We start from the raw sequence: 12,336 nt of genomic DNA, 5'->3' as shown, positions 1-12,336 counted from the left end.
CAGTGGCAAAACAGTCCGGGTCGGTTTCACCAGTTCCCGCCGCGGAACTCCGTCCCGCTGTCGAGTTCTCCCTCGCTCGGCGGTCCGTCGATGGCCTCCATCCCGTCGGCGTCGCTCGTGCTCTCGTCGGGCACGTCGTAGACGCCCGCGGCGTCGTCGTCGATTTCGACGGGGAGACACACCCTACAGAAGTCGAAGCCGAACGGCGTCAGGTGGATGCTCCGGCGTATCATCTTCGCCCGCCGTGCCTCCTCGATGGCTTGGTCCACGTCCGGCTGGGCCTCGATGACCTGATAGCGTTTGAGGTCCTCGACCGGTTCGTCCGAGAACCAGATGAGGCCGAGGCGTTGGAGGTTGTTCAGATACGCCGTGACGCGGGACTCGTAGCGGCACCCGGCCTCTTCGCTTATCATCGTCAACCCCGCCGCCACCAGTTTCGAGGTAATCGGAATGTAGCCCACGTCTCTGATGTCGACGGACGGCTGTGGCCCCTCCGTGGCGAGCAGTCGCAGGATACGCCCCTCGTCGGGCGAGATGGAGTCGAGAATCCGCGGGAATGCGGGGTGGAAACCGGGGTCGTCTCGGTCGACCTTCGCCGCCTCGTCCATGAGTCGTTCGCCCCGCTCCTGTAACCGTTCGAGCGCCATCCGCCGGTGTCTCTCTTCGGACTGGCCGTCGCCGTCCTCGTCGGTGTCCGCGATGCCTTCCGGCGGCTCGAACCCGAGGTCGTCGAGTTCGCCGAAGACGATGGACCGGCTCCTGTCGAGCATGTCGGCGGGCGACTCGGCGGTCATCGCCGCCTGTGCCATTCGCGTCCCGGTTCTGACCCCGGAGCGGACCGAGTACTCCGTACTCCGCTGTGTGGCCGCGGTGACGATGCGGGCGATGCGGAACCGGTCGCTCATCTCCGCGGCCGCGTTGGTGTCGCCGAACTCCGTGTCCACCGCGTCGAGGAACGAGTTCACGTCGTCGTCGCCGTCCGCGTCGCCGGACACCGAGAGACCGACGCCCAAGTCGTCCAGCCACGAGTCCATCTCTTCGCCCGCGCCGCCGGTCGACCCGCTCTCGGTCACGTCGAGCATCGACAGGACGCTATCCGCCGCCGACTCGACGGCTCTGGGGTCGGTCAGCCCCGTGTCGAACACCCCCATCATGTCCTCGACGACGGAGCCCGACCCGGACGGGTCCGCGAGTGCCGCCTCCATCACCGAGAGGGCTCCGTCGGTCATCGCGGTGTCACCGACCGTCCCGTCGAGGCTCGCCTCGAGGATGGCGACGACTTCCTCGGCGTGGTCGGGGTTCGTCGGGTCGACGATTGCCTCTTCGAGCACCGAGAGCATCCGCTCGAACTCCTCGGATTCGACGGCGGTGTCGCCGAGGAACGTCCGCTCGAACACCGAGAGGAGACGGTCGAACCCGTCGCCGTCGAGTCCCACGGTGTCGTTGACTGCGGTGTCGAGGATGTCGAACATCCGCCCGAGGTCCGTCGGGTCCATGTTCGCCCAGTCGACATCGGGGGCGTCGAAACCGACGTCTTCGGACGTTATCTCGTCCGGCTTCCACGCGGGGAACTCGTCCGTCATACCGCGGTCACCACCAGTAGCTGTATCCACCCGGCGACGAATCCGAGGACGGCACCGACGAGGATGAGCAGCCACTCGTCCTCACGGAACCCGTCCCGCAGCATCGGGACGAACTCCTCGGGCGGCAACTCCTTCATCCGCTCGGCCATGAGTTGCTGGATGGCGACGCTTCGTTCCTCGTTGAACGTCGCGTCTTCGAGCGGTTCGAGCGTGTACTCGACACCTTGTGTGGCGATGGATTCACGGATGCGCTCGTACTCCTCGCTACCGGTCGTCATCCGAACGAGGGGCTGTGCGACGCCGACTGCCTCGTCGACGGCCGGCCGTAACGCGTCCTGAATCATCTTGTGCGTGCGGTCGGATTGGCTCCCGTGGAGCAGGTTCTGAGCTATATTTTCGATCGTAATAACGTTCTCGGCGACGAGTTCGGCGTACGTCTCGGAGGCCTCGTCTTGGCGTTTGATGAACAGCCCCTGTATCTTGAGCGGGCCGATTTTGTGCTCCTGTACCGGGTTGAAAATCGCCTTGATAGCGATGAGGTTCGTGAAGTAGCCGACGAACACCCCCGAGAGTGGGAGTACCCACCACTCGCCGATGAAGACGAACAGCGGGATAGAGAAGATGCCGAGGAAGGTACCGAGGTAAAAGCCCGAATTGACGAGGAACTTCAGTTCCCGGTCCCCCACGTCGAGGAAGATGCTGTTGAGCAGTCGCCGGTTCTCCTCTAAGTGTTCGATGACCATCAGCTTGATGTCGAGCAGTTGGTCGATGTGTTCCCCGATTTGGACGGTGATGTGCTCGATGGCCTCCGGAACTTTGGCCTCGATGCGGGCGTGGACTGCCCGCTGGATGGGTTCGGGCAGGTCCTGCCACAGTTCGGGATGCTCGTCCCGGATTATCTCCTCGACGCGAGCGTGGATGTCTCCGCGGATGCTCCCCACGACGTGTTCGGCGATACGCTCCGGGTCGAAGCGTTCGTAGAACTCGCGTTGGCTGGCGAGTTTGGCGATACCGTTGTCGACGTTGAGGCTCCCCATCTTCCCTGCCCGCGACGGGATGATGCCCTGCCAGCCGACGCGTCCCTCCATCACGCCCGGAATCTGCTGTATCTTCTTCGGGAGCAACTGCGCGAGGTGTTCCATCCCGGGAACTTTGATGCCGCGGGCATCGACGGGATGGAAGAGGAGACGGATGCCAACCCAGTTCGTGGCGTACCCGATGATGCCTGTAATCGGCGGAATCATCACGAGGCTCCAGTCGATGCTGGCGGGGAGGCTCACGGGAAGTCCCGCGAGGCTGGTGACGAGGGCGAACGACAGGTGCCAATCGAGTGCCAACATTGGTCTTCAATTCCCGCACTTCGCTGTTGCCGAACGGCGGAACAGGACTCAGGACGGACGGCCCACACACCACGTGTGTGGTTGGCCGTCCGACCGGAGTTGCGACACGCCCGTTCCCCCGAACTGGCTGTCTCGGTTTGTCGGATGGTATCTGCGGTGTAATTTAATACTGCCGTATTATGATGGCGTCAACTAAAAGACTTTACGCCAGTAACATGTTACTGTCCCGAAGTGAGGGCATACAATGAGCGACGACAACTCACCCATCGGTGCGATCTTCAAGGTGCAGCGTGACGCAATCAAAAACGGTCAGACGCTCGTCGAGAACGCCGTGAACGTCCCGGCGGACGTCAGTGACAGCTTCTACAGTACGCTGGACGACCAGCGCGAGGCCCAACAGCGGACCATCAAGTTCGGCCAGACCGCCATCAATCAGGTCCTCGATACGGTCGAGTCCACCTCGCCCGGTGCCGAGGACGAAATCGCGGAAATCCGCGAAACCGTCAACAGTGGGTTCGATTCCGTCCTCGACCAGCACGACGACCTGGTCGACACCATCGACGAGAACTACGAGGACGGCATGGAGCAGGTCGACGAAATCCTCGACGGCCTCGGGGAGCAGATGGACGTGCTGCTCGACGCCAACGAGGAACTCGAAGAGCAGACGCTCGACGCCTTCGACAGCGTCCTCGAACAGTACGAGGAACTGCAGGACACGCTCGAAGAGCAGATCGACGAGTTCGACGAGGAACTCGCCGAGCAGACCGAGCAGTTCGAGGAACGCCTCTCCGAACAGCTCGACCGCTACCAGGAGCAGATCGACGACCTCGAAGGCCGCTTCGAGGACCTGCAGGACGAAGTCGAGGAGACCGTCGAGGAGGCCCAGACCAACGTCGGTCTCGACGACGGCGAAGAAGAAGCCGAAGCCGAGGAGTAACCGCACTCCGGGTCACGTGCCACGGTTCTAACACGCGGCCTCGCTGTCACACGCTCCCTATTCTTTCGCCCGGTTCCGACGACGGCCTTCGTGCCGACTGCTCGGGGTCAGGTATATCCTCGTCTGTCCCCAACAACTGGTATGTCAAACGACACACCGGCGACCGCAGAACGGCCCGAGAGCCCCTTTCACACCACCGGGACGGACCACGTCACGATTTGGGGGAGCAACGAAGAAGACACCCTCTCGTTCTACCGTGACCTGCTCGGCATGCCGCTGGTACTCCGCCAGCCGAACCTCGACGACCCGTCACAGACTCACCTCTTCTTCGACACCGGTGACGGCCGCATCCTGACGGTGTTCGTCAGCGACGACCGGCAGTCCAACCGGCAACCGCTCCGGGGCGGCACGGGGTCGGTCCACCACCTCGCGTTCGGCATCGACGCCGACGAGTACGAGGACGTGATGGCGGCCCTCGACGAGGCCGGACACGGGTACAACATGTTCGACCGTGGTATCTTCCACTCGCTGTACACCCGCGACCACAACGGACTGGTCATCGAACTCGCCGCCGACAAGTACGAGTTCCCCGACGAGCGACGCGCCGAGGTACTCGCGGCGACTCAGCGAATCCGTGAGGAAGACGGGGCCGACTACGCACACGACGAGCACATGCGGGCCGCGCTGGAAGAACTCGGCATCGATGTCATCGAGAACGACCTTCCCGACGCCGAGACAGGTGCCGGCGTGTAGGTTTCCCCGGGGCGTGTCCGAACGCCCGGTCGACCCGCATGACCAAAACTTACTTGTCGGTCTCTCCCATCTCGATACACAAGCCCGGTTGAAGTAGTACAACCGAGTTTGTAATAGGAGGGGCACATGACAGGTGACGCACTCGTACTCATCGGCCGAGACGGCACACACGAGACGGCGACGTTAGAGACGCACGCGGACCGTATCGAAGCGCGCGGGACGGTCGACGCTGCACACGTGGTGACGTACTCGGAGGAACCGGTTCGGGAACTCCGCGCGGACCTGCAATCGATGGCGGCAGACACGCTGTTTGTCCTGCCGGCGGCACTCGCACACAGTCACGAGACGACGGAGGTGCTGCCGCGGGTGTTCCCGTATCTCGACGGCGATGTGCGGTACTGCGAACCCATCGGCCGGACCCCCGTCGTCACGGACCTCGTGGCCGACCGGGCCGCCGAGGCCGTTCCGGCCACCGCCGACACGACGCTCGTCCTCGTCGGACAGGGCAACAGTTCACAGTCCTACCACCGGCAGATGACCGAGTACCACGCACAACGCGTCGCCGACCGTGCTACCTACGCCGACGTGGTCACCTGCTATCTCCTCCAGAACCCGGCCGTCGAGTGCGTGCGGTACAACGTCGACACGGAACGTGCCGTCGCAGTCCCCCTCTTCCTGACGGAAAACGAAACGACGACCGACCGCATCCCGGCGAAACTCGAACTGGACCGCGGTGGCGTCGCCTACGCCGACCCGCTCGGCGAATCCCGTCTCGTCACGGAGGCGATTCACCGGGAAATCACCCGCAAGCGTGCCCTCGACGACAGTGCGGGCAGTGCGTCGTTCGAGGCCGAGTTGGCCGAGAACGCGCGTTCGGTCGCCACGGACGGCGAGGGACCGCTCTCCTAGTCCGCGCTGGGGTCCCCTCTCGACGGTGCCCGGATACGTCGGAGTCCGAAAGTTAAGTATCGGACGTACATCATCTACCCCATGCACGTCGTCGGCAAGTGTCCGCCAGACGGTGACGCGCTCGCGGCCGCGGCCGACCGGGGGTTCGATGCGGTCGAACTCTATCTCACGACCGAGACGCTCGACGTGGGAGCGGTTCAGCAGGCGGTCGAGTCCGCCCCGGTCGCCGTGAGTTCGGTCCACACACCGCACGTTCGCCCTCAGCAACGGGACGTTCTCGCCCGGACCGACGACCTCGCCGCTCGTCTCGACGCCTACCTCGTCGTTCACTCCCAGTACGCCCACCACGCGCACATCCCCGACTTCGAGCGGGTGGGTTTCGAGAGCAGGTACGGGTACGAGAACAACCCCGGTGCGAGTCCGCACTACCTCAGGAACGCGATTCTGGATGTCGGCCACAGTCTCGTCCTCGACACGGCGCACCTGTACATGGCCACCGACCACTATCGCGAGGAACTCGAATCGCTCCTGACGACGTACCCGGAGCAAATCGAACTGGTCCACTTGACCGACGCGACGCCGCTGGCCGACGGCCTACCGTTCGGAGCCGGCGACATCGACCTCCAGACGACGACGGGACTCCTCGCGGACCGGTTCGAGGGGGATGTCGTCCTCGAAGTTATGCCCGACGACCAATCGGCCGCACTCGCTGCCGTGGCCGACTGGACCACTGGAACCCCCACCGATGAGTGACGACGAGCGGCGTGTGTTACACGAGCAAGACCCGCTCGGGGCGTCGGTCGACGACGTCGACGAGACAGCCCTCGACGCGTTGCTGACGGACTATCAGGTCGCCAGCGACGAGGGCCGCTACCGTGACCAGTTCCTCCACTACACGTACTACCTCACGCTCGTGGTACTCGGACTGGTGCTGAACTTCGGGTACGACCTCTGGCAGAGGCCTGCTACGTCGCCGCTCGTCTGGACACTCTTCGCAGGCGGGGCCGCCACGGTGTTTTTCGTGTTGCTCGTCTGGGCCGAGGGGTTCCGTCACGCCCGGAACGCCTGCTGGGCACGTCAGGCGGAAATCGAGGAGTACCTCGCAACCGTCCAGCCCGGACTCCTCCGCTCGAACGAGAGTATCCCGAACCGGTTGACCTTCGAGTACGAGTACAGGGACAAGAGTTGGCTCGAACGGCGAGAGGTCGCACGCGATATCAAGTATCTGCTCCTGACTTTTGTCGCCGTGAGTGCCCTCGTTACTGCGTTTTATCTCGGTGCCTGGATAGCCTCGCTCTAGCAACTGTGCGGCCGCCCCGTATCTGCCCCGCGTCGACGGAGCGGCGTCTCTCGACGCACAGTAAGGACGACAGCCAGCGGACACACGTCCCACGGGTGCCCGACAGACACGAGACGAGGGAGGGCACTCAGTCCGTTCGCACGACCAGCACCGAGAGGTCCGAGAACGGCGTGTCCTCGGGGCCGTCGCCACCTGCGTGGTCGGCGAGGCTCCCGAGTGTCGTCCGCGTTATCGCTTCGTCCGCGTGTGTCAACCGTTCGAGTACCAGTGCCGTCAGCGATGGGGTCGCCCCCGCGTCCAGCAGGTCGGCGGCCACGTCGCCGGGCATCAGGTCGTATGGCCGCGGGAGGACGAGCAGGTGGCGGTCCCCGACGGCACCGCGCAGTCGCTCCGTTTCGGCCCGCAACTCGCCGCTCTTGTGGAGCGTGACGAACTCGCTGTCCTCCATCGGTGTTCGCGCCCGCGAAGCAGCCATCTGGAGCGCGGAGATGCCGGGCACGACCCGCACGGGCGCGTCGACGGCTGTCTCGACCTTGCCGAGGAACTGATACCCCGAGTGGTTCGGGTCGCCCATCAGGACGGCCACGCCGGTGGCACCCGCGTCGACGCGCTCGGCGAACCGCGCCAGCATCTCCCCCTCGTCGCGGTACCCGCAGGTCAGCAGGTCCGCCCCGGTCAGGTCTGCGACGAACTCGACCACCGTCTCGAACCCGACCACCACGTCGGCGTCCTCGATGGCCCGCTTCCCGCGCGGTGTCAGGAACTCGGTGTTCCCGGGACCGATACCGACGGCACGGACCGGGTCGGCCGGGTCCGTGGCCTCGGGAGTGCTGGCCGCGACGCTCGCGGGGTCCGGCCCCGAATCGAGGTCGTAGTCGTCGCTCACAGGTCTACGTCCCCACTCCGGGCGTCGCTGGCGACGTGGACGAGTTCGTTCGTCAGTCCCGCCGCGAGGCCGCTCCCGCCGCGCCGCCCCACGTTCGTGATGGCAGGGACGCCGTACTCGGCGGCCACCTCACGGAGTCGTTCGCGGCTCTCGGCGGCCTTCACGAACCCGACTGGCGTCGCCACGACGACGGCCGGTCGTGTGCCCTCGGCGATGCAGTCGGCGAGTGCCAGCGCGGCCGTCGGCGCGTTCCCGACGACGGCTATCGCGCCGTCGTAGACGCCCTGCCGGTCGAGTTCCAGCACGGACGCGGCCGTTCTGGTCATGCCGGTCTCGGCCGCCAACTCCGCCCCGTTGCCGATGGCCTTCCGCACCTCGCAGTCGTGACCCCGGCCCGTGATGCCGGCCTTCACCATCGTGATGTCGGTGACGATGGGTGCCTCCTCGCGGACGGCCCGGGCACCGGACACGACCGGTTCGCTCTCGGACTCGCCGCTGAACCGCACGAGGTGCTGGAACTCGGGGTCGCCGGTCGCGTGGACGGACTTCTGCCGAATCCGGTCGGCCAGCGTCTCGTCGGGGACGAGTTCGCGCACGCGGTCCATCGACATAGCCGCGATGTCCATCGCGTTCTCTGTCGTCGCGCCGAGGTCCGCGTACTCCTCGAACGCCTCGTCCGATTCGCTCGCACCGTCAGTCGTCATCGCTCGTCACCTCCTCTGTGTCGTGGCCGGGAGCGTCACGCGCCGCTCGGCCTTCCAGTTCCGCGTCGGCTTCGAGGTTCACGTCCCGGAGCCGGTCCGCCGTCTCCTCGTCTGCGTCCCACAGCCCCCGGTCGATGGCCTCGAGCAGCGTCTCCGTGATGGAGTCGAGTGCCCACGGGTTCACGTCCGTTAGCCACTCGCGCCGGTCGGCGTCGAAGGCGTACTTCTCGGCCACGTCCGTCCAGAGCGTGTCCGAGACGACGCCGGTGGTGGCGTCCCAGCCCAGCACCACGTCGACGGTGGACGAGAGGTCGCCGGCACCCTTGTAGCCGTGTTCCGCCATCGAGTCCAGCCACTCGGGGTTGAGGACGCGGGCGCGCATCGCCTTGCGCACCTTCTCCTCGTTCGTGTAGACGTCGACGTTGTCCGGGTCCGAGGAGTCGCCGACGTAGGACGCCGGTTCCTCGCCCGCCGTCTCGGCGACGGCGGTGATGAACCCGCCGTGGAAAGCGTACCAGTCCGAGGAGTCGAACTCGTCCTGCTCGGCGGTATCCTCTATCTTGACGGTCGCCTCGACGTTCCCGAGGCGTCGCTCGAAGGCGTCGTGGGCCTCGGCGACGCTCCCGCGGGACCCCATCGCGTAGCCGCCCCACTGGACGTACACGTCCGCGAGGTCGCCCCGGTCGTCCCAGTTGCCCTCGTCGACGGCCTTGTTCGTCCCCGCGCCGTAGCCGCCGGGTTTGGTCGTGAACACGCGGTGCTTTGCGGCCGATTCGGGGTTCTCGACGCCCTGTTCGCGCAACTCGGCGGCCTCCTCCTCGACGTGTTTCTTCACGTAGTTCATCTCGTGGGGTTCGTCCAGTTCGACCACCGCGTCCACCGCGTCGTGGACGACGCTCGCGGCTTGGGGGAACGCGTCCCGGAACAGTCCCGAGACCCGCGTGGTCACGTCGATGCGCGGGCGGTCGAGTTCGTCCAGCGGAATCGGTGCCACGTCGTCGATTCGTCCGGCCTCGGTCCACTCCGGTTCGACTCCCATCAGCGCGAGTACCTGTGCGATGGTCTCGCCGCGCGTGCGGACGGTCGGTGTCCCCCACGCGACGACGCCGATTTCCTCGGGGTACTCGCCCTCCGCGCGGCGGTGTCGTTCCGCGACGCCGTGGGCTACTTCGCTCCCGACTTCCCACGCGCTCTTTGCCGGAACCTTCCGGGGGTCGAGCGTGTAGAAGTTCCGCGCCGTCGGCAGGAGGTCGACGCCGCCCCGCGTGGGCGCGCCGGACCCACCCGGCGGGACGTACTCGCCCGACAGTGCGTCGGCGGTGCGGGGAATCTCCTCGCTGGCCCCGTCGACGCGCGGGGCGACTTCCGCACAGATGTAGTCGATTGCCTCGCGCAGTTCTTCGTGCGCACCGGACCGGGCGCGAGCGTCACCGAGCGGGTCGATATCGACCACGAGGAGGTTCGCGTTCACCTCGTCGTCCGGCCCGGCTTCGGCCTCCGAGTACGGGATGTCGAACCCCTCGGCGGCCAGCGTCTCCACGAGGGCCAGACTCGCCTCGTACACCTCGTCGGCGGCCTCGGCGTAGGTCATCCCGAGGGCGTCGTCGTAGGCCCCGGGGTCGTTCAACATCCGGTCGTGGTCCACGCCGAGGACGCCGGCGACGGCCTGTCTGAGCGAGGGACCGCCGGGATTCTCCAGTCGCGTGAGCGCGACGAGGTACTCGACGAGTCGGTCCCCCGCTGGTGGTTCGCCCATGGTGTGGAGGCCCTTCCGAATCTGGGTGGTCTTCACGTCGGTCAGGTACTCGTGGACGCGTTCGACCAACTCGTCCGTGTCCACCTCGTCGCCGGAGACTGCGCCCGCCGCGAGCGTCGTCCCGGCTTCGTCGGGTCCGCGTACGTCTGCCTTCTCGTCGATGTCGCCCGCGATGCCCAACTCCACCGCGAGGTCCAACTCGTCGACTTTCTCCCGGAGGAGGGCCGCGAGGTGGTCGCCGTCGTCGGTCCGGGCGTCCTCCATCCCGGCCTCCCGGTAGCGGCCGGCCAGTTCCTCTAACTCCGCGAGTTCGTCGTAGGTGCCGGCGTTGGACATGACCGGCGTGAGGTAGTCCACGACGGCGGCGTAGGAGCGTCGCTTGGCCTGTGTTCCCTCCCCGGGGTTGTTGACGATGTAGGGGTAGACGTTGGGTAGGTCGTCTATCAGTTGGTCGGGCGCGCTCGCGCCGCCGAGGCCGACTGTCTTGCCCGGGAGCCACTCCAGCGAGCCGTGGGTGCCGAGGTGGACCACGGCGTCGGCGTCGTAGGTGTTGCGGAGCCACCCGTAGAAGGCCACGTAGTCGTGTGGTGGCTGGAGGTCCGAGTCGTGATACACCTTCGAGGGGTCCATCCCGAACCCGCGCGGGGGCTGGACCGTCACGAGGACGTTCCCGAACTCGACGCCGGGGATGGCGAAGGGCCGCTCCGGTGGGTCGCCCCACTCTTCGCGGACGTTCTCGCGGAACCGCTCGTTCTTGTCGCGGAACCACTCGGTATACTGGTCGGGCGAGACCGTATCGACCGACAGTTCGCGCACGTCTTCCGGGGCGACCCAGCGGTCCTCGAGCGTGAGCTGGGCGGTCAACCGCTCGACCAGCGACTGGCCGCTCTCGGGGGCCTTGCCGTCCAAGTCGTAGCCGCGCGCTCGCAGTTCGTCGAGGAGGTTGACCGTGCTCTCGGGACTGTCGAGGCCGAAGGCCGTCCCGATGCCGTCGTCGCTCGGCGGGTAGTTGTGGAGGACGACGGCCACCCGCTTGTCCTCGTTGGGTGTGTGTCGGAGTTCGGCCCAGTTGACGGCGAGACGGGCGGCGTGGTCGACCCGGCCGTCCATCGGGACGTGCTGTTTCGGCGCGCTCCCGATGTCCGCCTCGTCGTCCATCCGCTCTTTCCCGCTGATGGGATGCGTGACCACGTTGCCGTCGAACTCCGGGAGAGCCACGGAGAGTGCCAACTCGAAGCCCATCACGCCGGTGTCGCTGGACTGGTACCGGGAGCGCGAGCGCATCGTCGTGACCGTCTGGAGGACGGGGACGCCCAGTCTGTCGAGGAACACGTCCTCCGCGGCGTCGCCCTCGTCGCTGGCCGACCGGCCGCGTTCGTCCATCGAGAGCGAGAACATGAACGAGGAGAGCACGGCGTCGACCACGGCGTCGCCGTCGTCGTCCAGCAACCACTCCTCGGTAATCGTCTCGGCGTCCCACTGGCCGTCCTCGTCGGTCGCGGGGTTACAGAATATCGGGAGGGCGTTCGCACCCGCCGCTTCGAGGGCTCGGACCTGCGCGTCGACGTACCGGGTGTTCTCGTGCGTCCAGTGGGACTCGTAGAACCACACCGCGACGGTCGGTTTCTCGGGGTCGAACGTCTCGACGATGTCCGCGTAGCCTGCGGCCGGGTGGTCGGGGTGGTAGACGCCCTCCGTCGGGAGTTCCACGGGGTCGTCGTACTCGATTTTGCCGGCAGTGTCCCCGAACTCTGCCGCGAGATACCGCAGACAGTTGGCGACGTTCGCCGTCCCGCCCCGGTCGAGATACTCGTATATGTCGTCGCGGTCCGACGGTGCCACGGAGGTATCCTCGAACGCGAAGGCGTCGCCGGTGGCCTTGACGACCAGCGGGACGCCCGCCTCCCGGAGGCGTGAGACGGCGTGGTCGTATCCCGGCATGCTGTCCTGTCCCCCGTGTAACCACAGGACGACAGCCGTCGCATCGGTCAGTTCGTCCACGAACGCGTCGACGTCGGTCCCGTCGTCGAAGTCGCTCTCCGAGCGAGCGACGAGGTCGACGGGAACGCGTTCGGCGGCCCGCTGGACGGCCCCCAGTTCGTTCTCGGTCGCGGTGTAGAGTCCGATTGTCTGCATAACGTTGTTAAACCTCTGTTGTCTTAACGCAA

10 protein-coding genes are annotated in these 12,336 nt (G+C 66.1%); 5 read left to right on the top strand and 5 right to left on the bottom strand.

All coding sequences use genetic code 11. The features are described 5' to 3' along the window. Positions 1 to 26 precede the first annotated feature (26 nt). Both MUG95_RS02825 and MUG95_RS02820 read right to left on the bottom strand, forming a co-directional pair. Positions 27 to 1,583 (bottom strand): Abi-alpha family protein, encoded by a 1,557-nt coding sequence (locus MUG95_RS02825; protein WP_247009560.1) that lies wholly within the window; start codon positions 1,581 to 1,583, stop codon positions 27 to 29. Then, the gene (locus tag MUG95_RS02820) at positions 1,580 to 2,923 is read right to left on the bottom strand and encodes a DUF445 domain-containing protein (protein WP_247009559.1); all 1,344 of its coding nucleotides are present in this window, start codon (positions 2,921 to 2,923) and stop codon (positions 1,580 to 1,582) included. Before MUG95_RS02820 ends, MUG95_RS02825 begins: the two co-directional genes overlap by 4 nt. 244 nt (positions 2,924 to 3,167) lie before the next feature. Here MUG95_RS02820 and MUG95_RS02815 point away from each other — a divergent pair, with 244 nt between their 5' ends. From MUG95_RS02815 to MUG95_RS02795, 5 genes are all read left to right on the top strand, one after another. Further along, entirely contained in the window at positions 3,168 to 3,860 is a 693-nt protein-coding gene (locus MUG95_RS02815; protein ID WP_247009558.1) for a magnesium transporter CorA family protein, read from the top strand. 141 nt (positions 3,861 to 4,001) lie between these two features. Further along, complete coding sequence (locus MUG95_RS02810) at positions 4,002 to 4,613, top strand: VOC family protein (RefSeq protein ID WP_247009557.1); 612 nt, start codon at positions 4,002 to 4,004, stop codon at positions 4,611 to 4,613. 126 nt (positions 4,614 to 4,739) lie between these two features. Continuing rightward, a complete protein-coding gene (locus MUG95_RS02805) occupies positions 4,740 to 5,522 on the top strand; it encodes a CbiX/SirB N-terminal domain-containing protein (protein WP_247009556.1) in 783 nt (260 codons plus the stop codon). 81 nt (positions 5,523 to 5,603) lie between these two features. Further along, positions 5,604 to 6,275: a sugar phosphate isomerase/epimerase family protein gene (locus tag MUG95_RS02800; RefSeq protein ID WP_247009555.1), complete on the top strand. Its 672-nt coding sequence runs from the start codon at positions 5,604 to 5,606 to the stop codon at positions 6,273 to 6,275. Then, positions 6,268 to 6,822, top strand: a complete 555-nt coding sequence (locus MUG95_RS02795) for a hypothetical protein (RefSeq protein WP_247009554.1) — start codon at positions 6,268 to 6,270, stop codon at positions 6,820 to 6,822. Before MUG95_RS02800 ends, MUG95_RS02795 begins: the two co-directional genes overlap by 8 nt. Positions 6,823 to 6,949: 127 nt before the next feature. On the opposite strand, the gene MUG95_RS02790 is transcribed toward MUG95_RS02795, so the two are convergent. Genes MUG95_RS02790 through cobN form a run of 3 tightly spaced genes read right to left on the bottom strand, consistent with a single transcriptional unit; the run spans position 6,950 to position 12,304 of the window. Continuing rightward, complete coding sequence (locus tag MUG95_RS02790) at positions 6,950 to 7,708, bottom strand: cobalt-precorrin-7 (C(5))-methyltransferase (RefSeq protein WP_247009553.1); 759 nt, start codon at positions 7,706 to 7,708, stop codon at positions 6,950 to 6,952. Further along, complete coding sequence (locus MUG95_RS02785; protein ID WP_247009552.1) at positions 7,705 to 8,412, bottom strand: precorrin-8X methylmutase; 708 nt, start codon at positions 8,410 to 8,412, stop codon at positions 7,705 to 7,707. Before MUG95_RS02785 ends, MUG95_RS02790 begins: the two co-directional genes overlap by 4 nt. Continuing rightward, on the bottom strand, positions 8,402 to 12,304 hold the full coding sequence (cobN, locus tag MUG95_RS02780) for a cobaltochelatase subunit CobN (RefSeq protein ID WP_247009551.1): 3,903 nt from the start codon (positions 12,302 to 12,304) through the stop codon (positions 8,402 to 8,404). The genes MUG95_RS02785 and cobN overlap by 11 nt, the downstream gene beginning before the upstream one ends. Positions 12,305 to 12,336: the final 32 nt, after the last annotated feature.

The organism is Halorientalis litorea, assembly GCF_023028225.1.
Classification (GTDB): Archaea; Halobacteriota; Halobacteria; order Halobacteriales; family Haloarculaceae; genus Halorientalis; species Halorientalis litorea.
This window is presented reverse-complemented; position numbering and strand designations above follow the sequence as displayed.